Source organism: Trebonia kvetii (assembly GCF_007827045.1).
GTDB classification, from domain to species: Bacteria; Actinomycetota; Actinomycetes; order Streptosporangiales; family Streptosporangiaceae; genus Trebonia; species Trebonia kvetii.
The window spans coordinates 131,703-152,544 of the sequence record NZ_RPFW01000007.1; the positions used below are offsets into that span (position 1 = coordinate 131,703).

Consider the following 20,842-nt stretch of genomic DNA (forward strand, 5'->3'; position numbering starts at 1 on the left):
GAAAGGTGCTCAGTCGATGGCCGAGGTACGCGTCCGGGTGGCTGCTTACGTGGTGCGCGCCGCGCCGTCCGGGCTTGAGCTGCTTGTGTTCGACCACGCCGGGCTTCCGGAGGCCGGCAGGCAGGTTCCCGCGGGCGGCGTGCGGGCCGGGGAACCGCTCGAGGAGGCGGTGCGGCGGGAGGTGGCCGAGGAAACCGGGCTCGCGGATGTGACGGTGCTGACGAGCCTGGGCGTTTCGCAGCGGCCGCATCCGCAGACCGGCGCGCCGCGGGTCACGGCCTTCTATTACGCGACCACGGGCGAGCCGCGCGGCCGGTGGGAGCACGAGGTGACGGGCGACGGCGAGGACGAAGGGCTGCGGTTCGACTGTTACTTCCTGCCGCTGTCTCAGGTGGCCGGGTCGCTGACGGACCGGCAGGACGAGTTCATCCCCGCGCTGGTCCGCGAGGCCAGGCAGCGGGCGGCGCCATTGTTCGTGCCACGTCTTGATGCCGGGCCGTTCGTGCTCCGGCCGTTCGCGCTCGATGACCTGGACGTGGTGCGGGAAGTGTCGGCCGATCCGCACATACCGCTGATCACCACCGTGCCCGCGGTGTTCACTGCCGACGACGGTCGGCGCTTCATCGAGCGGCAGTGGAGCCGCGCGGAGCGGGGCACCGGGTACTCGTTCGCGATCGCCGACGCTGAGTCCGGTCGGGCTGTCGGGCAGGTGGGGTTGTGGCTAAAGGACGTGGCCGAGGGGCGCGCGTCGGTGGGCTACTGGCTGGCCGGTTCAGCCCGGGGACGTCGCGCCGCAGCGTGCGCCGTCCGCGCGCTGGCCCGGTGGGCCCACGATGAGCTGCGGATTCCGCGGGTTGAGCTACAGGTGGAACCGTGGAACTCGGCGTCGATCCGCACCGCGGAGCTGGCCGGATTCCGCCGGGAGGGGCTAATGCGGGGGTGGCGGGAAATCGGCGTCGAGCGACGGGACCTGCTGCTGTACGCGCGTCTCGCCGACGACCCGATGCCTGGTACATGATCGTTTAGCGAATGCCCTTTTCGTTGCCGGGACTATCACCCCGGTAATGAAAAGGGCAACGCAGGGATGATCTTCGCGAGGCGACGCGGAATAATTGCCGCGACTCGGGATGAGTCCCGGGGATAGGGTGCCGGGGTGAATCACTCTGAGGCGATGGCCTTCGCGGAGCGCTGGGTGAAGGCATGGAACGACCATGATGTCGAGGCGGTGCTCGCGCACTTCGCCGACGACGCGGTGTTCACCTCGCCGCTCGCGACGCGGATCTTCCCCGACTCCGGCGGCGTCGTGCGCGGCAAGGACGCGCTGCGCCAGTACTGGACCGCGGGGATTCAGGGAAATCCCGCACTGCGTTTTGAACTGCTCGGCGTCTACGCCGGCGTGGACACGCTGGTGATCAGGTTCCGCAACGAGCAGGGCGCCGACCGGCTCGAGGTGCTCACCTTCGACGGCGATCTGGTGCGGACCGGGCACGGCACGTTCCTGGCCAGCGCAGAATAACGAAATCGCGGGCGGGACTAGGGGCAGCCGAACCCGTTCGGAATAGAGAATCTTGAATTAATGCGACCGTAGACTGGCGGCATGGAGGACCCCTTCGCCGTCAAGGAATTGCGGATCCGCCAGCCCGCGAAGATGATGCCCGGCCGTGCTCACTACGACATATTCGATTCGAGCAGGAAGCTGCTCGCGGTCGTCTCCGAGACATCGCCGCGCAGCATGCTGCAAACGATGGCCGACCTCGTGCCCAAGACCCGGTCCCTCGCGGTGCGATCGGCCTCCGGCGAGCCGATGCTGACCATGGTGAAGAGCGACAACGACTGGCTGGCGGTGGTGACCGACCCCGACGGACAGCTCGTCGGGCAGATCCAGATCGGCGGGACCCGAAGGCACTACACGCTGCTCGACGCCGCGGGCGAGGTCACCGGGCAGGTCGTCGGCGACCTGGCGGTCAGGCAGTTCACCATCGCCGGGCCGGACGGCGAACGGTACGCACGTCTTGTCAAGACCTGGGCGGGGCTCGGCAAGGAGCTGCTCACTTCGTCCGACCACTACACGATCACGTTCATCGGACCGGTGCCGCCGCAGGTCAGGCCGGTGATCGTGATGGTGCCCATCGTCCTCGACATGACCAGGCACGGGCCGTACTAGCCGCCCGCCCGGTTAGCGCACCGGTGCCGGGGTGTCGAGCGGGATGGCCTGGAACATGACCGGCTCCTGCTCCGGGGTGAGCGCCGTGATGCTGTAGAGCCAGTCGACGAAGGTGTAGTCGGTGGCTTCGCGGGCGCGGAGGATGTCGTTGCGGCGCTCGCGCTTTTCGCAGTCCAGGTGCCAGAGCTTGCCCCAGGCGCGGGAGGTGAGGACCACGCGGCGGCAGTGCTCGGGGCGGACGGCCTGGTAGGCGGCGAGGGCTTTGTCGACGCCAGTGCCGTGGCGCGCCAGGTGCTCGGCCAGGACGTAGCCGTCTTCGATCGCCATGATGGCGCCCTGGGCGATGTACTGCAGCGGCGGGTGCGCGGCGTCGCCGAGCAGCCCGATGCGGCCGTAGACCCAGGTCATGATCGGGTCCCTGTCGAACATGCGCCACCAGCGGTCGCGCCCCATGAGCGGCAGGCCGTTGCGGATGTTGCCCGTCATACCGGCGAACGCGGCGTCGAGCTCGTCGGGTGTCCCCCAGTCCTCCTCGCCTGCCAGGGCTTTGCGCGACTCGAAGACGGCGACCTGGTTGAACATCTCGCCGCCGCGCAGCGGGTACTGGACGAAGTGGCAGCCGGGGCCGACGTAGACCACCACGTCGGTCTCCGAGATGTCGTTCTCGCGGACGCGTCCGATCGGGACCGTGCCGCGGTAGGCGACATACGCGGAGCTGACCGGCTCGTCGCCGACGAGCTGGGCGCGGGCGCCCGAGTGCAGGCCGTCCGCGGCGATCACCAGCGACGCCTCGTGGACGGCGCCGCCGGCAAGCGTCACCCGGGCGCCGTTTTCCGTGTTCGCGTAGGACGTCACGTCCTGGCTGGTGCGCAGGTCTACGCCGGCCTTCCGGCAGGCCTCGAGGAACAGGCCGTGCAGGTCGGAGCGGTGGATGACCATGTACGGTGTGCCGTACCTGCGTTCGGCGTCCTTCAGGTCGAGGCTGGTCAGCACGGTGCCGTCAACGGCGTCCTTCATGACCATGGCGGCCGGCAGCACGCCGAGCCGCTTGGCCTCGTCAAGCAGGCCGTAGGCGTCGAGTATCCGGGTGCAGTTCGGCGCGATCTGCATGCCCGCGCCGACCTCGCCGAACTCCGCCGAGCGTTCAAGGACGCGACGGTGCGGCCCTTCCTGATCAGCGCGAACGCCGCGGACAGGCCGCCGATGCCGCCGCCGACCACGATCACATCGGGCGTTTGGCGGCCGGCCGTCACGGTGCGGCCTCCCTGACGACCCGGCTGAGCTTGAGCGCCTCGAAGACCGGGGAGTCGCTGAACCGGAACAGGTCGAGCGCGCCGGAGTCTGAGTCGCTGTCGCCGGCCTGCGACCTGGCGGAGAACGGCTGCCAGGACGGGACGACGAACAGGTCGCCGCGGCCCACCGACCAGGTCTTCTCCCCCACGGTGACGGTGCCTGAGCCGTCGAAGACGGTGTACACGCTCGATCCGGTCTCCTTGACCGGTTCCGTCTCGGCGGTCCGTGCGATGCGGTGGAACTCCACCCGGATCGTCGGCAGCACGTCGGCGCCGGTCGCCGGATCGGTGTAGCGGACCGCGGCGTGGCCTGGCTCAACGGTCCCGCCGTAACCCTCCTTCTCCAGCGCGAGCTGGTCGGTGAGTGCCCGGTCGGTGGCCTCCCAGCGGTAGGCAAGCAGCGGGCTGCCCGGGGTCGCGGGGCGCGCGGACGCGGCGAGCGGGCGCAGGCCCGGGTGTCCCCAAAGCCGCTCGGAACGGGACCGCTCCGGCGTGGTCTTCTCCGCGTCGCTGATCTCGTCGCGGCCGTACTCGAAGAACTGGGACTCCGTCAGGTACTGCAGCGGGATGTCCAGGCCGTCGATCCACGCCATCGGCTCGGTGGTCGCGTTGTGGTGCGCGTGCCAGTTCCAGCCGGCCTGCGGCAGAAAGTCGCCGCGGCGCATCGCCACCGGGTCGCCGTCGACCACCGTCCACACGCCCTCGCCCTCAAGGACGAAGCGGAAGGCGTGCTGAGTGTGCCGGTGCTCCGGCGCGTTCTCCCCCGGCAGCAGGTACTGGATCGCCGCCCACAGCGTCGGAGTCGCGAACGGACGCCCGGCCAGGCCCGGGTTGGCCAGCGCGATCGCGCGCCGCTCGCCGCCGCGGCCCACTGGGACCAGGTCGCCGGCCCGCGCGGCGAGCGCGCGCAGGCTGCCCCACCGCCACCGGTGCGGCACCGCCTTCGACCGGGGCGACAGCGGCATCAGGTCGCCGATCTCCGTCCACAGCGGGATGAGCAGTTCCCGCTCGAATTCCCGGTACAGGTCCTCGAGGTCGGGTGTCACGGCCGGCAGGTTGTCCGCCGCCACCGCCGTGAGATGGACAGGGGACTGGACGTCAACCGAGGTGGTCATGCCTCTAAGCCTGACCCGTGTCCCGCCTTGCCTAACAAAAAATTCTGCTATCCAGAACGGGCTGGGCTGACTCCGGCCCCCAGCATTACCCCGCCGTGCCCGGCTTGCCCTCGGCGAGCAGGCCTGACCAGCTGGTGGCGAGCACCTCGAGCATCGGCTCGAGGTCGGTGTCCCAGCGGCCGGGCGTCCAGTTCCGCGCCAGGTAGTCGAGCTCGGTCATCGCCAGGACGGCGCGCAGCCGCCTGGTCTGCGGCGCGAACCGGCCGGCCCGTTCCAGGCCCTCGGCGACGTCGCCGATCGCCTCATCGAACCAGCCCTCGACGAGGACACGGATCTCCCGGTCCACCATCGCCGCCTCGAACGCCGCCTTCGTGTACGGGCGGATCTCGTCCCAGCTCTTGGCGGTCTCGCGGAGCCACTCGGCGATCTTGCCCGGGTCACCGCCAGCGACGACATTGACGAGCGAGGCCGCGGTCGACCCGTGCGTCGGCGAGCTTGTCCGGCCGAGCAGCTCGTTGAGCTGGCCGACCAGCGCCTTCATCAGATCCGCGCGGGACGGGAAGTACGCGTAGAACGTGACCCGGGTGGTGCCCGCGGTGGCGGCGATCTCGTCGATCGTCGTGGCGGCGTAGCCCTTGGTGTTGAACAGCTCGAGCGCCGTGGACATCAGCAGCCGCCGCGTCATCTCCTTCTGGGCTTTCCGCAAGCCGGCCATGTCCCCATCTTAGGCGTCGGCAAACACAACTCCCTGCCCTCGTCGGACGCCTTCCACGGCTGGCCGTCGCCTGCTAAATCGATGTCGCCGAACGGGTTCGTGGTTCTACCGTTGAGCCATGGTTACCGCCGACGAGCTGCTTGCCGGACCGCGCGGCCGGCTGCTCTGCTGGGCGGTCCTGCAGGTCGGGCTGGCCGACGATCTTCGGGACCTGCCGGCCTGGCCGCGGGCGTGGGAAGGGCTCAATGGAGGAGACCTGTCCGGTCGCGTTGACGCGCTCGCTTCCATCGTCGCGCGCACGGATCTTGCCTCGCTCGCGGCCAGCTCGGGCACGGTGCTCGAGGCGCTTGGCTGGACCGTCGACGCGGCCGGGTACTGGGGACAGCCCGGCCCGGAAGACCGGGCGCTCGCGTCCGATGCCGCCGCCGAGGCGCTGCGCCCGGTCGCGGCCGCGCTCGCGGCGTCTCCGGCGTCCCGCTGGTGGGATACCCCAGTGGACCTGGCGCGGCAGCGGTACGCGCAGTACCTCGACAACCGCCCGTTCGACGAGCCGATGCTCTCTGGCGCGGCGGGCCGCGTCGCCGCCTGGGTGACGGACACCGCCAGCAGGGAGTCCGCGCTGCGCGGCGAACCGGAAGAACCACTCGGCGCGTGGAGCGGCGAATGGTGGTCTGACCCGGCCCTGTCGGGGCTGCCCGTGACCACGCGTGCCCTGCCCGGCCTCGGCGCGGTGCGGCTGGCGCTGGTCGAGGACGGTCTCGGCTGGAAGCTGGCCCGGTGCTGGCCGCTGCGGCCGCGAGCCGGCGCGCGGATCTACGAGGTCGACGGGCCTGCGGGGTGGGCGTCGCTTGTCGCCAGGTTCCCGCTCGAGGTGACCAGGTCCCGGCGCCATGACTGGTGGGGGGCGACGGGCTGGGCCGGGCGCTGGCTGATTCCTAACTATCAGGCCGTCGCCACGGAGTATGACGCGGTGCACGTGTCCGTGCTTGGGTACCTGACCACGGCGGGGGTGGCGGTCCCGGTGCCGGCCTCTTCCGCGGGGGCTCCTTCGGCACCTTCGGTGGGCCCTACTGGCGGTGAGGCATCCTCCGGCCGTGAGGCACCTTCGGGCAGTGAGGCACCCTCCTGTGGTGTGGCACCTGCCGCCGGTGAGGCACGGACGCTGCTCGCGGGCTGGGATCCGGACGCGACCTGGTGGCTGACCGACGTGCTGGCCGCGGACGGGCCGCCGGAGGACTGGGCGGCGGACGAGGGCGGCGGAGCCGGCTGGCACCTCGTGGGCACGCGGTAACCCGGCGCCGCGTGGCCCCCAAACGCGATTGTGGCCATACCGGGGTCTGAGCCGCCGGCCTGTGGTTGGTGAGGTGGGTGGGGCTTGTTTGGCGCGTCAGCCGACGGCGCGGGGGCGGAAGGCGGCGAAGGGGTTGGTGACGACCAGTTCGCGGGCCGCGAAGCGGTAGACGCTGGCCGGGCGGCCGCCGGTGGAGGCCGGGCGGGATACGTCGCTTGTCGGCTCGATGACACCGCGCCTGGTGAGGATGCGCTGCAGGTTGGTGGCCGAGACGGGGTGGCCGAGCGCGGCGGCGTAGGTGTCGCGGAGCTGAGAGATGGTGAACGACTCCGGCGCGAGGGCGAAGCCGATGTTGGTGTAGGAGAGCTTGGCGCGCAGCCGGTTGCGCGCCGAGCCGATGATCGAGCCGTGATCGAAGGCGGTCGGCGGCAGCCTGTCCACCGGGTGCCAGGTGGTGTCGGCCGGCAGGAGCGGCCGCGCCTCCGGGGGGACGAGGGCGAGGTAGGCAGTCGCGAGTACGCGTCCGCGCGGGTCTCGGCCCGGGTCGCTGCGCGTTTCCAGCTGCTCCAGGTGAGCGATCTCCGGGATGTTGACCTTGGCTGCGAGATGCCTGCTCGCGGCGGCGCCGAGCCGCTCACCGTCGGCTAGCAGCCCGCCCGGCAGCACCCAAGCGCCGGCGAACGGCTCCTCGGCCCGCTGCCACAGCAGCACCATCAGCTTCTTGCCTTGCACCTGGAACACGACTCCGAGCGACTCATGGCGGAAGCTGTCAGCAGGCACACGCCCATGGTAGGGCGCGGCTCAGCCTTGCGTGGCAAGCATTGTGTCGTGCGTCACAAGTTTTCGCCCAAGAGTTGAAAACCGGTGGTTTTAAACCTATGGTCGGAAACATGGCAGACATCAATGGGACGGCCCTGGTTCACCAGGCCGACGCGCAGTGGGCGGACCGGGTGCGCCGGCTGGCAGCGGACCGCGGCGCGGTGATCCTCGCGCACAACTACCAGCGGGCCGAGATCCAGGAGGTCGCCGACCACGTCGGCGACTCGCTCGCGCTGGCCAGGCTCGCCGCGGCGAGCTCGGCGCGGGAGATCGTGCTGTGCGGCGTGTACTTCATGGCGGAGACCGCGAAGATCCTTTCCCCCGAGCGCACGGTGCTGATCCCGGACGCCGGCGCGGGCTGCTCGCTCGCCGACAGCATCACCGCCGACCAGCTCCGGGCCTGGAAGGCGGAGCACCCCGGCGCGGCGGTCGTCGCGTACGTGAACACGAGCGCCGAGGTCAAGGCCGAGTCCGACGTCTGCTGCACCTCCGCGAACGCGGCCGAGGTCGTCGCGGGGATCCCGGAGGACCGTGAGGTGCTGTTCCTGCCCGACCAGTTCCTCGGCGCGCACGTCAAGCGGGTCACGGGGCGTGCGAACCTGAAGATCTGGGCCGGCGAGTGCCACGTGCACGCGGGCATCTCACCGCAGGCACTGCGCGAGATGGCCGCGGCGCGGCCCGAGGCCGAGCTTTACGTGCACCCGGAGTGCGGGTGCGGGACCTCCGCCCTGTGGCAGACAGGAACCGGGGACCTGCCGGCGGAGCGCACCCGCGTGCTGTCCACCGGCGGGATGCTCGAGGCGGCGCGGACCACGAAGGCGCCTGCCGTCCTCGTGGCGACCGAGACCGGGATGCTGCACCAGTTGCGCAAGGCCAATCCCGCGGTCTCGTTCGAGCCGGTGAACCCGCACGCGACCTGCCACTACATGAAGATGATCACCGCCGAGTCGCTCGAGCGGTGCCTGCGCACCGGGCAGAGCGAGGTGCACGTCGACGACGCGGTCGCGGCGCGAGCGCGCCAGGCGGTCGAGGCGATGATCGCCGTCGGGCCGGCGCCGGTGACGGCGGGCGCGCGGTGAGCGGCAAGGCCGCTGGGATGGCTGGCTTCGGGGCCGTGTGGCGGCGGGAGACGGATGTCGTCGTCGTCGGGTCCGGTGCTGCCGGGATCTCCGTCGCGCTGACCGCGGCGGCGCGCGGGCTGCGGGTGCTGCTGGTCACCAAGGACCTGGCGGGCGGGGCAACGCCGCTGGCGCAGGGCGGGCTCGCGGCGGCGCTTGGGGCTGGTGACACGCCCGCGGCGCACGTATTGGACACGCTGACGGCGGGGGCCGGGCTCTGCGAGCCGGACGTGGTCGCGGCGCTCGCCGCTGGCGCGCCCGGCGCGATCGGCTGGCTGACCGGGCTCGGCGCACAGTTGGAGACCAAAGAGCTGCGGCTCGAGGGCGGGCACAGCGCGAACCGGATCGTGCACTCCGGCGACGACGCGACGGGGGCCGAGGTACACCGGGCACTGCTCGCCGCGCTGCTCGGCAGCGAGGTCGAGATCCTGGACCGGACGGTGGCGCTGCGGCTGCTGCCAGGCGGCTTGACCGGGAACCCTTCCGGGCCACGGGGGATGGATGCGGCGGGGACCCCCGCGGGAGCGCGCGTTGCGGACGCGACGGCGGCTGCCAACGCCGGCCCGGCCAGCGCGCTCGCCGGCGAACTGGTCCCCGCCCTTCCGGGGGGTGACGAGGCCGGCGGGCCGACCGCGGGCGGCGCGCTGCTTAACGAGCCATTGGCGGACGGGGTTCTCGCGGGCGGCACGGTCGCGCGGCCCGCGGACAATGCCGACGGCGAACCTGGCGTGGCGGGGCTGCTCGCCGGCGCGATCGGAGCCGACGGGCGGCTGACGCCTGGCGTGATCGCGGCACGGGCCGTGGTGATCGCGGCCGGCGGGCTCGGGCAGGCATTCGGCACCACCTCTAATCCGGCTGGGGCGACCGGCGACGGGATCGCGATCGCGGCATGGGCCGGGGCGGTGATCAGGGACCTGGAGTTCGTGCAGTTCCACCCGACCGTGCTGTGGCTGCCGGACGCGAGCGGGCAGTGCCCGCTGATCACCGAGGCGCTGCGCGGGGCCGGCGCGGTGCTCCGCGACCTGGACGGCACGCCGCTCATGGCGGGGCACGACCCGCGCGGCGACCTCGCGCCGCGCGATGTCGTCGCCGCCCGGATGGCCGAGGTCGTCGCCGGGGGCGACGCCGGGCACGTGTGGCTCGACGCGACCGCGCTCGGTGCCGACACCCTGGAGAACGGCTTCCCCACCGTTACCGCCGCGTGCCGCAAGCACGGCATCGACCCGGTGACCGCGATGATCCCCGTCGCACCCGGCGCGCACTACTCGTGCGGCGGCATCCTGGCCGACCTGGACGGGCGGACCACGCTGCCCGGGCTGTACGCGGTCGGCGAGGCCGCCTCCACCGGGGTGCAGGGCGCGAACCGGCTCGCCTCCAACTCGGTCACCGAGGCCATCATCGCCGGGCGCCGGACGGGAGAAGCGATCGCGGCCGCCGTGGCGCCGGATGGTTGTGACAATCATCCGGCTACGGGCGGCTCGTTGGCACAACCATCGGTCTCGATGGCGGCCGGCGCGGCCGCTTCTTTCGCCGCTGTCAGGGCGGTGCCGGACGCTGCGGAGGGGCGGCGGGAACTCGCGGCGGCCATGTCGCGGTGGGCCGGGGTGCTGCGCGACGCCGACGGGCTCGGCACCCTGCTCAAGGAGATCGCGGGGGGCGACTTGGAGTCGGCCGCAACCGTTCTGGATCCGGATGATTTGGATCTTGATCTTGCGTCGGTCGAGGCGGCGAGCCTGCGGGCAGTGTCGCTGCTGATCGCGGCTGGGGCGCTGCGGCGGGCGGAGAGCCGCGGGTGCCACCGGCGGCGGGATGCGGCCGAGCGGGCCGCCGCGCCGTGGCACACGCTGCTGCGCTGGGACGGGCGGGAGCTTCTGGTGACCGAGGAGGAGATGTGACTACTGGGACTGCGGGAACGCTGGGCGGGCCGCTGTCGGCGGCCGCGCCGGTGACGCCGGCGGAGTCTGAGACGTCGCTCGCCGCGCCGGTGACGTCGGCGGCGGCGTCGGTTGCGGGGCTGACCTGGGAGACCGCACGGGCCCTTGAGGCGGTGGGGCTTGACGCGGCGGATGTGGTGCGGGTGGTCCGGGCGGCGCTGGATGAGGACTTCCGGTACGGGGCGGACATGACGTCGGTGGCGACCGTGGCGGGGCGGACGGTGACCGCGGAGGTGGTGGCGCGCGAGGCTGGCGTGCTGTCCGGCGGGCCGGTGGCGCTCGCGGTGCTCGAATTGATCGCGGACTACCTCGGCGAGCGGGCGGAGTACCCGGGCGGTCCGGCTGTGAACGGGGCAGCCGGACCGACGACCACCGGCGGCGACGGCAACGGGGCAGGTGAGCCGAGCCGGAACGGGGCAGGTGAGCCGAGCCGGAACGGAGCGGGTGAGCCGGAGTCGGACGGGGCTTGGGCAGCTGGCCCGCTCGTGGCGGGGACGGCGCTGGTCGCGGACGGGAGCCGGGTGGCGCCAGGGACGGCCGTGCTGCGCGTTTCCGGCGATGCCGTCGCGGTGCTCGGGGCGGAGCGGACGATCCTCAACTTCCTGACGCACCTGTCCGGCATCGCCACGGCCACCAGGACCTGGGCGGACTCCGTGGCGGGAACGGGGGCCGTGATCAGGGACACCCGCAAGACACTGCCGGGGCTGCGGGGGCTGGAGAAGTACGCGGTGCGTTGTGGCGGCGGCCACAATCACCGGATGGGACTCGGCGACGCCGCGCTCGTCAAGGACAACCACGTCGCGGCGGCTGGCGGCATCGGGGCGGCGGTGCGCGCGGTGCACGCGGCGGCCCGGCCCGGCCTGGTCATCGAGGTCGAGTGCGATTCCGTCGACCAGGTGCGCGAGGCGCTCGCGGCGGGGGCGCGGTTCATCCTGCTCGACAACATGCCGGTGCCGGTGCTGCGCGAGGCGGTGGCCGTGGCGCGCGGGTATGACGGGGTGCGGCTCGAGGCCAGTGGCGGGCTTTGGCTGTCCAACGCGCGGGCGGTAGCCGAGACCGGGGTGGACTACCTGGCCGTGGGGGCGCTTACGCATTCCGCGCGGGTGCTCGACCTGGGGCTCGACTACTCCGGCTCTGAAGATCGTTAGCAGAATTCCCTTGCTAGTTCCGGGGTCAGGACCCCGGAACTAGCAAGGGAACCGGGTAGTTGATCTCGGCGGGGGCTGGCCGGGCGATCGAATCCATGTCAGTGCCGAACTTCTGGTAGTCTCTGCGCGTGGCAATGAGCCGGGCTGGAGAACCGGCCGCTCGTTGCGACGTCCCGGGCGATTAGCTCAGCGGGAGAGCGCTTCCCTGACACGGAAGAGGCCACTGGTTCAATCCCAGTATCGCCCACCATCTCTGACCTGGTCTTCTAGATTCGCTGGCCCTAGAAGACGAGGTTCGTGGCCCTACAGGTTGTAGGGCCAGCGCCACGTTCGACCCCTAGGAGCCTAATTCCTGGGGGTCTCTTTCGTCTTCTCCCTTGGGGCGATGGCAGCCGAAACGTTCTGGTTAGACTGTGGTGCGTTGCGGGCGTTCCGGCCCGCCCGTTGATGGTCCCGGCGTACCGATGAACGTCGTCAGCATGAACGACGCGCAACTCTCGGCCAGAGGCGGACTCTCTGTCTTGTCCCTACAGTTCCAGGTGATCGACGACCGCCCGGACTGCCCGGTCGTCCGTGTGCAGGTCGACGGGCAAGATCCCTTCGCGGCGGTCGCGCCCGACTGGCGCGGCTTCGATCCGGTGGAGATACTCGGCCCTCGATCGCCGTTGCTTCCCGTCGACCAGGGGCGGCGCGTCGCGGTGTACCGCTGCTCGTGCGGGGAGCCTGGGTGCGGTGTCATCGCTCCCGCGGTCGTTCCCTCACCCGATGGGCAGCGCGTCTCATGGGTCGATTTCCGTGACTACGTCGGTGTCTTCGTCGGCCCGGTCGCCGAGTCCGTCAGCGACGACGGGACGCCATGGGGGAGAACCCCAGGACCCGGTCTCCCCCAGGTTTCCCGGCACCCCCTTCGTGCCCCCATCCCCCGCCCTACAGGTCGCTCCGCTCCAGGAACACGGTGGCGCGCGTCCCCGTCGGCAACGACGGAACCCGCCAGCGCAACCGCTCAGCGGCCGGGGCGGGCACGCAACCCACGCATCGCAGCACCCGCCCGACCGGTCGCGCAGATGACGTGGAAGCGGACCATACCCCCAGCTCACGATACGATCACCTCCGTCCGAAGCCTCTTAAAGGCGCAAGTCCCGGAGGCTGAACATGCACTTCTTCCTGGTCCTGGCCGTGATCGTGTGCGTGGCGGCGGCCCTCCTGATCCGGCAGAGCCGCGAACGCGCCAGGAACGCCCCGCTGCGCAGCGAGATAAACACGCAGGTGCACTTCGAGACCACCCTCGGACTCCGGCATACCTTCATCCTCAGGGACGGCTACTGGCAAACAGAATGGGGGCAGGCGCGGCTGACCGTCGGCACTGATGCCTTCATCATCTCCGCACCCCAGGCCCTGCGCGAGTACGCATTCAGCGGATGCCAAACGTCCATCACGCGGACCCAGATGCAGTTCGGCCCCGTCGGCCGCGACTGGATCGTCATCACCGGACCAGCTGGCGGCCGCCAGATCCAGCTGGCCATCATGCCCGACAACCTGCCCGGCACCTGGAACGCTCTCGCGGCAACCGGTGCCGCGCTCACGCCCTGAACAGCCGCCCCGCACGCACAAGGAGACTTGACGATGAAGCGCACGAGGAGCGCGGCGAGCGGACAAGAGCCCAGCCTGGCAGGCGCCGATTCTGCGGGCAGCACCGCAGAAGGCACAGCGGAGGAAGACAAACCGGGGAACGCGCCCGACCGGAGATCGGGCGCGTGTTAGTGGCTACGATGCGTGAAGGGACTATTCAGGCATGGCAGCAGGATCGGGCCCGAAAGCTGGCGCACTCAGCCCGCCAGCGCTGGATGCAGCTCAGGATCAGTTGCCAGGTTCGTACTTGAATGAGAGCTGGAGCTTCGTGCGATAGGTGATCGCCCCGCTCTCGTCCAGGTGGATGTCCTGCTTGACGACCTCGGCTACCCGCAGGTCGCGGAGCGTCCCGGCGGCCGTCCTGATCGCCTCCGCTGCCGCGTCTTCCCACGAAGTGCTGCTTGTCCCGATGATCTCGGTCACCCTGTACACGCTCATGACGCTCTCCTTTGAGCACGTGAGGCCCGCTACGACCGGGCCCGGACCAGCCTGGACCGGCACGCGACCTACATCGTCGCCATCTACATCGCTGGCGCGGCGAGATAACCCGCAAAGCGGATCCCGGAAGGCGGCCTGGCCACCATCGGTGGCCAGGCTGCCGCAAACCCTCGAGCTCAGCCGAGGTATTGCCGAACGTGACCGCCGACAGCGATCGTGAACCGCCGTTCTGTGTGGTTCAAGCGGCATGCTGGTGTCGGTGGTATCGGGCGCAGAATGGATGATCTGTGCTCGTCTGTATTGCTTAATCCTGCGAGTCTCGCTCGACCGTAATCGGCGCCATTACTGTGAGGACGGCGGACGGTCTGCGGTGACTCTCGGTAATGGATGTCATTGCAGCTCGCAGGAGCTGGTGGGTGCGCCGCCGTTGGGTTGGCCGCTTCGGGCGAGGACTCCGCCATGGCTGTTCCAGCTGTAGCTCGCCTGCCCTGTGGCTTCCGGGGCTGTCGCTTCCTGCATGGCGCACCCCGGACAGGCTGGGCCGCGGCCTGCGGCCCAGCTCAGCCCGCGGGAGGGCACGATGCGGCTTGACTGGCATCGCCCGCCGGGCAGCGGCAGCCCTCCTTGTCCTCGGGTTACCTGCGGGTAATACTGGGTGCAACTCAAGGCGGCTGATCAGTGACGCGGCATCGGTTCGCAGAAGGGGGCGAGGCGTCATGGGTGAGCGATCTGACATCCCCACCCGGCAGTCGGGCACGGGAAAGAGTACCGGAACTCCCGCGGCGGACCCCGCGCGGGGAAGTGTGCCGGAGCAAGCGCGGATGACCGGGCCCGGCCAGCCATCGGCGCAGGCCGGAGCCGGCACTGGAAGCGCGCAGGTAGGCGAGGCCGAAGCGAGGCGGGTCGCGGAGGAGGCACGCGAGGACGCATGGCTGCGGCCGAGCTTCGGCAAGCAGCTCTTCCTCGGCGACTTCCAGCTTGGGCTGATCCATCCCTACCCAGCGCCGGACCCGGAGCTGGAGGAACGCGGCAAGGCGTTCTGCGAGCGACTTACTGAGTTCTGCGCCCGGGTTGTGAACGGCGCGATCATCGAAAATGACGCCAAGATCCCGGACGAGGTCCTGAAGGGACTCGCGGCCCTGGGCGCGTTCGGCATGAAGATCGCGCCCGAGTACGGCGGCCTCGGCCTCTCCCAGCTCTCCTACAACCGCGCGCTGATGATCGTGAGCTCGGTCTCCCCGGCGGTGGGCGCCCTGCTGTCGGCCCACCAGTCGATCGGCGTCCCCCAGCCGCTGGCGCTGTTCGGCACGGGGGAGCAGAAGCAGCGCTTCCTACCGCGCTGCGCCCGCGGCGAGATCAGCGCGTTCCTGCTGACCGAGTCCGACGTGGGATCGGATCCAGCGCGACTTGGCACCACGGCGGTCCCGTCCGAGGACGGCGCCGAGTACACACTGAACGGCGTCAAGCTGTGGACCACCAACGGCGTAGTTGCTGATCTCCTCGTCGTCATGGCCCAGGTGCCGAAGTCTGACGGGCACCGCGGGGGCATCACCGCGTTCGTGGTGGAGGCCGACGCCGAGGGGATCACGGTCGAGCACCGCAACGCGTTCCTCGGGCTGCGCGGGCTGGAGAACGGGGTGACCCGGTTCCACGATGTGCGAGTCCCGTCCGCCAACCGGATCGGCAAGGAGGGGCAGGGGCTGAAAATCGCCCTTGTCACCCTGAACACCGGCCGGCTGTCGCTGCCGGCATCCTGCGCCGCGACCGGGAAGCTGGCGTGCAAGATCGCGCGGGAGTGGTCCCAGGAGCGGATTCAGTGGGGCAGGCCCATTGGCGAGCACGAGGCGATCGGGAAGAAGGTCGCGTTCATCGCGGCGACGGCCTACGCTCTCGACACGATCGTCGACCTGTCCAGCCGGCTCGCTGACGATAAGCACAACGACATCCGCATCGAGGCGGCGCTGGCCAAGCTGTACTGCTCGGAGATGGCCTGGCAACTCGCCGACGAGCTTGTTCAGGTGCGCGGCGGGCGCGGCTACGAGACCGCAGCCTCGCTGGCCGCCCGCGGCGAACGCGGGGTGCCCGCCGAGCAGATGCTCCGTGACATGCGGATCAACCGGATCTTCGAGGGCTCGACCGAGATCATGCACCTGTTCATCGCCCGCGAGGCGGTGGATGCGCACCTGGCGGCGGCGGGCGAGCTGATCGAGCCGGGCATTCCCGCGGGCAAACGAGCCAGGGCGGCGGGCCGGGCCGGCGCCTTCTACGGCCGCTGGCTGCCTACCCTGGTCGTCGGTGAGGGGCTGCGACCCAGCGGGTACGCGGAGTTCGGCCCGCTGGCGGAGCACCTGCGGTACGTGGAGCGCTCGAGCCGGAGGCTCGCCCGGGCAACGTTCTACGGGATGGCCCGCTGGCAGGGAAAGCTGGAGCGCAAGCAGGGCTTCCTCGGCAGAATCGTGGACATCGGCGCCGAGCTGTTCGCCATGAGCGCGGTGTGTGTCCGGGCCCATGACGACCCTGCGGCCGGCCTGACCGACGGAGCACCGGACCAGGAGGCCGGGACGGCGGCCGAACTGGCCGCGGCGTTCTGCGTTCAGGCGCGATCTCGTGTCGAGGAACTGTTCCGCCAGCTCTGGCACAACACCGACGCGGACGACGTACGGCTCGCCCGCCGCGTGCTGTCGGGCAGCTACGCGTGGCTAGAGGCGGGCATCATCGACCCGTCACTGCCCGGCCCGTGGGTAGCGGACGCCGAGCCCGGCCCCTCGAAGCTGGAGAGCGTGCACCGGCACATCCGTTAACCCGATCCCGCCCCGGCGAGTCCCGGGCATGCTGAATGCCAAGTTGTGCGCTGGCGCTGGCGCTGCCGCCGAGGTCGCGGCGCGCGTCGGCGCTGCACCGCACTGCCCAGCCCAGGCCCCGGATGTCCCCGGTGTGCGGAAGGTTTCCCTCGGCGTGGACGGCAAGCGGACATGCATCGTGGGGGCGTCCGTCCAGCAGGGCGATCGCGGCGAGCATCTGGTAGGCCAAGTCCTGGCCACGGGACAGCCGGCGATGCTCGTGGGCCGCGCGGCACGGGGCCCTGAGTTCGTTAAGGTGCAAGGTTCACGGCGGAGGTGTCCCGCCCGATCCTGGCGTTGCCGGGGGAGTATTCTCCGCCGTCCGGGTCGGGGACGGCCGCGACCAGTTCCAGCCTGCGGGCGCCTGCAGCGTCCCAAAGAGGCGAAGTATCCGCCGTAGCTCAAGCCCGGATTTGGGTATCTTCGCTGTAGCCGCCGCGCGTGTTTTGTGTGCTTTTGCTCGGGGCGGCGGACGCATTACCTTAACAGTGTCTCCGCCGCAGAGCCGCACTATTCCGGGAGCTTACCGGGCCGAAGTTCGTGTATGACTTCACTGAGGGCAACAAGGACCTCAAGGACCTTCTTGGCGGCAAGGGGGCATTACCTGCGCACGGAAGCACGCCGGATGGGCTCGAGGAGGAGGTCACCGGCCACCTCGCCCTCAGGCTCGCGGTAAGGAAGGGCCGGGCAGCCCGGCCGGGACTCGTGATCGGAGTCTGCGGCGAGCACGGCGGCGACCCGGATTCCGTTCACTTCTTCCACCAGGCAGGCCTGGACAAACGTGTCTTGCTCGCCGTTCCGCGACTGCCGCGCGCCCCGCCTCGAGGCGGGGCGCGCGGCAGTCGCCAGTGGCGGCAGCGATACACACGCTCGGCGCTCCCGCCCGGGTGCCGGTCACGGCGGTTAGACCGACGGGACCGTCACAACGGGGCCGTGCGCGTGGTTCAGGACAGCGTGCCTGACCGCGCCCGCACCGGACCGGGCACCGTGCGTTGTGTGCCTTCCGAGGACCACAAGGTCGGCGCGGGCCGACAGGCCGACCAGGGCCCGGCCCGGGTGGGCGTGCACAAGGTCGTGGCTGACCTGGACATCCGGGTACTTGGCGTGCCAGTCGGCCAGCAGGCTGTCCAGTTGCCTGGCAGTCTCCTCCTCCAGGGCCGGCCTGCCCGGCGTGGCGAGAGCCCACGTGGCCTGCCCGATCTGGGTGTAGGGCGAGTCCCACGCGTGCACAGCGACCAGGCTGGCCTTGCGCAGTGCGGCCTCCTCGAACGCGAAGGCAAGCGCGGCGCCGCTGCGGGACGGGTCACCGATGCCCACGACGACCTGGCGGTGAACTGCTGTCGTCTCCTCACGGACGACCACCACCGGGCAGGTCGCGTGCGCGGATGCGTACTGGCTTACCGAGCCGAGGATCATCGCGGTGAACTCGCCGATGCCACGGGCGCCCACGACCAACATCGCCGCACCTGAGCCGGCCTCGGTGAGGGCGTAAGACGGCGCTCCGTCCAGCTCATCGACGTCGACCAGCAGGTCAGGGGCGACTGCCGACACCCGTTCGGCTGCAGCGGCCAGGGCACGGTCCCGTGCCTTCCGCAGCATGTCGGACACGCTGTCGACGCCGGGCACGGGCTCGCTGTCGTTCATCCGTGGCGGCAATGCCATAGCGGACACGATCCGCAGCGGCAGGCCGCGGAGCACGGCCTCCCTGGCGGCCCAGTCGACCGCACGCAGCGACTCCGCCGAGCCATCGGTACCGGCAACGACCGGCTTTACTGTCATGATGAACCTCCATGCCGAGTCCGGCCACGCCGGATAACCTGCGGGGGCACCGCCTGCCTCCAGCATGTTCTCCATTCCGCCTGCCCCTCAGGGGCATTCGGCGACCTCGATAGGGACTAAGGTCCCGTTCCGCGAGAGCCTGGCGCCTCAGGATTTGCGCCGTGTCTGCTCGGTGGCTGAGGTGCCCGGAGCGGGGTGGCCGCAGTCGTCCCATCCTCCGGACCGAATGCGTACCGGCCGCTACAGACGCAGGCCGAGCGCGTGCGCGGACTCCCGGAGCTGCTCGCGCACCGACGGGTGCGCGACATGCTCGATGATCTGTTCCCCCTGGCCGGGCTCGTCGTGACCCCAGATGTCGGCGGCTCCCTGCTCACTGACGATGTAACTGTGCTGAAAGGACGTCACCGGCCCGTCGAGCCGGGAGACCACGGTGGACACGTCCGCCTTGGGGTGCCATGACGGCAGCGCGATGATCGCCTGCCCGCCTGGGGAGTGCAGTGCTCCGACCACGAAGTCGGTCTGGCCCCCGAAGCCCGAGTGGATCCTCCCGTTGACCCAGGTCGCGTTGGCCTGGGCGAACAGGTCGACCTGGAGGGCGCTGTTGACGGAGGCCAGCCGCGGGTGACGGGCGATCTGCGCCGGGTCGTTCACCGTCTCGGTCCGCAGCATCCGGACGTCCGGGTTGCGGTCTATCCAGGCGTAGAGGTCGGCGCTGCCGAAGGCGAACGACGCGGTGACTGGCTGCGCCGGGTCTAGCGCGCTGGCCTTGGCCAGGCCGAGCACGCCGTCGCTGAACATCTCCGACCAGACGGCAAGGCCGCGCCTGCCGTGCAGCCCGGCCAGGACGGCGTCGGGAACGGCGCCGATGCCGGCCTGGAGAGTCGCGCCGTCGCCGATCAGCGCGGCCACCCGGTCGCCGATGACAGCAGACGAATCCGTCACGCGCCATTCTTGCGGGGAAGGCAGCGGCGCTTCCGTCTCGATCGCGTAGTCGATGACCTCGCAAGGCAGCTCCGCGTCGCCGTAGGTGTACGGGACCCGCGGGTTGAGCTGCGCGATCACCAGCCCGCCATGAGCCCGGACGGCCTCGATCGCCGCGGGAAGGACGTTGACCTCAGTCCCGAGCGACACACGACCGTCAGCAGGCATCGATGTCTGCACGAGCACGACGTCGGGCGGCAGGGCACTGGCAAGCAGCGTCGGCACCAGCGACAGCCGGCACGGGAAATAGCGCAGCCTGCTCCGTCCCCGCATCCCAGGGCCGACGAACGATGACTCAAGCGTCACGCCCTCTCGGTCCGGCATGCCCGGCTGTGCGTTCAGCGCAAACAGCCGGTACACGGCGACCGAGCCGTCAAAGACGGCCAGGGCCCGCCAGGGCGTAGCGAAATTGCCACCGACGACGATCCTCGGCGTGCCTGGCAGCGCGCCGAGCACGCTCGCAGCTGCCGCTCAGACAGGACCCGCATCGCCGTCCCTTATCAGCCGCCGGGCGGCGACCCGCCGCCCGTTCACGAATGTCGGGGAGATCCGGATGAAGTGGTCACGCTCCCCCGGTGCCCACGGGTCGAGGCCGGTTTGCTGCAGGCGGAGGATCTCCTCGCCGTCAGTCACCGCTCGGGAGCACCCGACGACGGTCACGCTCCAGCCGCCGTGCGCGGAGATGTCCAGGCTGTCAGCCTCGAAGGCAACGACCGAGCCCTGGGTCGCGGCGGCGAGCTTACCGCCTGAGTCCGTCCTGATGACGATGTCGCCGTCGACCAGCGTGAAGTTCACGAGTTCCACTGCGGGCAGCGCCTGCCGGGTGTAGACGATCCTGCCCACGGGCACCTGTCCTACCAGTCGCAGGCACTCATCTCGTGACAGCTGCTCGAGCGTCGTGCCGTTGAAGTCCATACCATCCAGGATGCCTGTGACCTGGGCTGCGGGACGAGGGAACAAGGTCCCTACCTTGGGGACTTCTGCCTTCATTCATCTTGCCGCGGAGTCGCCAGACATGTGGCGCGCAGGCGTGATGACCGGCAGCGCCAGGCTGACGGTCTCAGCCCACCGGACGCGAGGGTCGGGAAGATCGGGCAGCAGCGCTTCTGGCGTGCTTCCCGTCAGTCCCGGAAGTTCGGTGATCGTGGCATTGGCGGCGGCAATCGCATGGCGCGAAACTCGGTAGTGATGGCCGCATAGCAGCAGTTCGGTGCGGTGGGGACGGGCCTCGATCGCCGGCATAATCACCCGCACCACCGGATTGGCGGGGCAGCAGCAGGCCGGCCCGAGTACGGCCGGGCCGCCGGCCTCAATGGTGTCGTCATGCAGCCGCCGGGATGCAGTGCTCCTCTGGTCCGCTGCTGAGTACCGGGATCTCTCGTTCATGTATCCATGCTCGCTGGGGTCAGCGAACGGCCAGCAGAGACGAAGATCACTGTGGGAAAGGACGAATGTCCCGGACTTCTGTCATGGAGCGCTTGAGGCTCCGGGCGTCAGGACACCCTCCGGTGACGGAAGTCCCGGCGGCTGGGGACATTCAGCTGTGACGGCTGCCGCCGGTCGAGCGAGAGACTGGAAT

Annotated in this window: 18 protein-coding genes, 1 tRNA gene and 2 pseudogenes; 11 read left to right on the plus strand and 10 right to left on the minus strand. The window is 70.3% G+C overall.

What is annotated here, in order from left to right:
* The first annotated feature begins 16 nt into the window (after positions 1-16).
* From EAS64_RS32545 to EAS64_RS32555, 3 genes are all read left to right on the plus strand, one after another.
* Positions 17-1,018 carry a GNAT family N-acetyltransferase gene (locus EAS64_RS32545; protein ID WP_145859304.1) on the plus strand — a complete coding sequence of 334 codons (1,002 nt, stop codon included), beginning with the start codon at positions 17-19 and terminating at the stop codon, positions 1,016-1,018.
* A gap of 135 nt (positions 1,019-1,153) precedes the next feature.
* On the plus strand, positions 1,154-1,516 hold the full coding sequence (locus EAS64_RS32550; protein ID WP_222849778.1) for a nuclear transport factor 2 family protein: 363 nt from the start codon (positions 1,154-1,156) through the stop codon (positions 1,514-1,516).
* An 81-nt stretch (positions 1,517-1,597) separates the two neighbouring features.
* The gene (locus tag EAS64_RS32555; RefSeq protein WP_145859306.1) at positions 1,598-2,164 is read left to right on the plus strand and encodes a phospholipid scramblase-related protein; all 567 of its coding nucleotides are present in this window, start codon (positions 1,598-1,600) and stop codon (positions 2,162-2,164) included.
* A 12-nt stretch (positions 2,165-2,176) separates the two neighbouring features.
* Here EAS64_RS32555 and EAS64_RS32560 read toward each other — a convergent pair whose 3' ends face one another.
* The 4 genes from EAS64_RS32560 to EAS64_RS32570 all read right to left on the minus strand — a co-directional run bounded on the left by EAS64_RS32560 (position 2,177) and on the right by EAS64_RS32570 (position 5,286).
* Positions 2,177-3,274 (minus strand): FAD-dependent monooxygenase, encoded by a 1,098-nt coding sequence (locus tag EAS64_RS32560; RefSeq protein WP_246115967.1) that lies wholly within the window; start codon positions 3,272-3,274, stop codon positions 2,177-2,179.
* A complete protein-coding gene (locus EAS64_RS47715; RefSeq protein WP_369333571.1) occupies positions 3,178-3,417 on the minus strand; it encodes an FAD-dependent oxidoreductase in 240 nt (79 codons plus the stop codon). Before EAS64_RS47715 ends, EAS64_RS32560 begins: the two co-directional genes overlap by 97 nt.
* Entirely contained in the window at positions 3,414-4,571 is a 1,158-nt protein-coding gene (locus EAS64_RS32565; RefSeq protein ID WP_145859307.1) for a cupin domain-containing protein, read from the minus strand. The genes EAS64_RS47715 and EAS64_RS32565 overlap by 4 nt, the downstream gene beginning before the upstream one ends.
* 85 nt (positions 4,572-4,656) lie before the next feature.
* The gene (locus EAS64_RS32570; RefSeq protein ID WP_145859310.1) at positions 4,657-5,286 is read right to left on the minus strand and encodes a TetR/AcrR family transcriptional regulator; all 630 of its coding nucleotides are present in this window, start codon (positions 5,284-5,286) and stop codon (positions 4,657-4,659) included.
* Positions 5,287-5,404: 118 nt separating this feature from the next.
* On the opposite strand from EAS64_RS32570, the gene EAS64_RS32575 reads away from it, so the two are divergent.
* Positions 5,405-6,577, plus strand: a complete 1,173-nt coding sequence (locus tag EAS64_RS32575) for a hypothetical protein (protein ID WP_145859311.1) — start codon at positions 5,405-5,407, stop codon at positions 6,575-6,577.
* 96 nt (positions 6,578-6,673) lie between these two features.
* Here EAS64_RS32575 and EAS64_RS32580 read toward each other — a convergent pair whose 3' ends face one another.
* A complete protein-coding gene (locus tag EAS64_RS32580; protein WP_246115968.1) occupies positions 6,674-7,357 on the minus strand; it encodes an NUDIX hydrolase in 684 nt (227 codons plus the stop codon).
* A gap of 110 nt (positions 7,358-7,467) precedes the next feature.
* Between EAS64_RS32580 and nadA the strand changes: the two genes are divergently transcribed.
* The 5 genes and pseudogenes from nadA (at position 7,468) to EAS64_RS32605 (ending at position 13,186) form a co-directional block, all read left to right on the plus strand.
* Complete coding sequence (nadA, locus tag EAS64_RS32585) at positions 7,468-8,475, plus strand: quinolinate synthase NadA (protein WP_145859313.1); 1,008 nt, start codon at positions 7,468-7,470, stop codon at positions 8,473-8,475.
* 17 nt (positions 8,476-8,492) lie between these two features.
* Positions 8,493-10,409: an L-aspartate oxidase gene (locus EAS64_RS32590; protein ID WP_145859315.1), complete on the plus strand. Its 1,917-nt coding sequence runs from the start codon at positions 8,493-8,495 to the stop codon at positions 10,407-10,409.
* Positions 10,410-10,951: 542 nt separating this feature from the next.
* Positions 10,952-11,596 (plus strand): annotated as a pseudogene (gene nadC / locus EAS64_RS32595) (carboxylating nicotinate-nucleotide diphosphorylase); the annotation flags it as partial.
* Between the two features lie 175 nt (positions 11,597-11,771).
* Positions 11,772-11,846, plus strand: a tRNA-Val gene (locus EAS64_RS32600).
* A gap of 902 nt (positions 11,847-12,748) precedes the next feature.
* On the plus strand, positions 12,749-13,186 hold the full coding sequence (locus EAS64_RS32605; protein WP_145859318.1) for a hypothetical protein: 438 nt from the start codon (positions 12,749-12,751) through the stop codon (positions 13,184-13,186).
* Between the two features lie 267 nt (positions 13,187-13,453).
* On the opposite strand, the gene EAS64_RS32610 is transcribed toward EAS64_RS32605, so the two are convergent.
* Entirely contained in the window at positions 13,454-13,663 is a 210-nt protein-coding gene (locus EAS64_RS32610; protein ID WP_145859319.1) for a dodecin family protein, read from the minus strand.
* 821 nt (positions 13,664-14,484) lie between these two features.
* Between EAS64_RS32610 and EAS64_RS32615 the strand changes: the two genes are divergently transcribed.
* Together EAS64_RS32615 and EAS64_RS32620 are read left to right on the plus strand one after the other, a co-directional pair.
* Positions 14,485-16,464, plus strand: a complete 1,980-nt coding sequence (locus EAS64_RS32615) for an acyl-CoA dehydrogenase family protein (protein ID WP_145859968.1) — start codon at positions 14,485-14,487, stop codon at positions 16,462-16,464.
* A 699-nt stretch (positions 16,465-17,163) separates the two neighbouring features.
* Positions 17,164-17,410 (plus strand): annotated as a pseudogene (locus tag EAS64_RS32620) (putative PEP-binding protein); the annotation flags it as partial.
* Here EAS64_RS32620 and EAS64_RS32625 read toward each other — a convergent pair.
* The 4 genes from EAS64_RS32625 to EAS64_RS44035 form a co-directional block, all read right to left on the minus strand.
* A complete protein-coding gene (locus EAS64_RS32625) occupies positions 17,407-18,282 on the minus strand; it encodes a universal stress protein (protein ID WP_187366340.1) in 876 nt (291 codons plus the stop codon). The pseudogene EAS64_RS32620 and the gene EAS64_RS32625 sit on opposite strands and share 4 nt — an antisense overlap.
* A gap of 240 nt (positions 18,283-18,522) precedes the next feature.
* Complete coding sequence (locus EAS64_RS32630) at positions 18,523-19,719, minus strand: acetyl-CoA hydrolase/transferase family protein (RefSeq protein ID WP_145859322.1); 1,197 nt, start codon at positions 19,717-19,719, stop codon at positions 18,523-18,525.
* Between the two features lie 15 nt (positions 19,720-19,734).
* Positions 19,735-20,178, minus strand: coding sequence for a pyridoxamine 5'-phosphate oxidase family protein (locus EAS64_RS32635; RefSeq protein WP_145859323.1), 444 nt, complete (start codon positions 20,176-20,178; stop codon positions 19,735-19,737).
* Positions 20,179-20,253: 75 nt separating this feature from the next.
* Positions 20,254-20,649 (minus strand): hypothetical protein, encoded by a 396-nt coding sequence (locus tag EAS64_RS44035; RefSeq protein WP_187366341.1) that lies wholly within the window; start codon positions 20,647-20,649, stop codon positions 20,254-20,256.
* Positions 20,650-20,842: the final 193 nt, after the last annotated feature.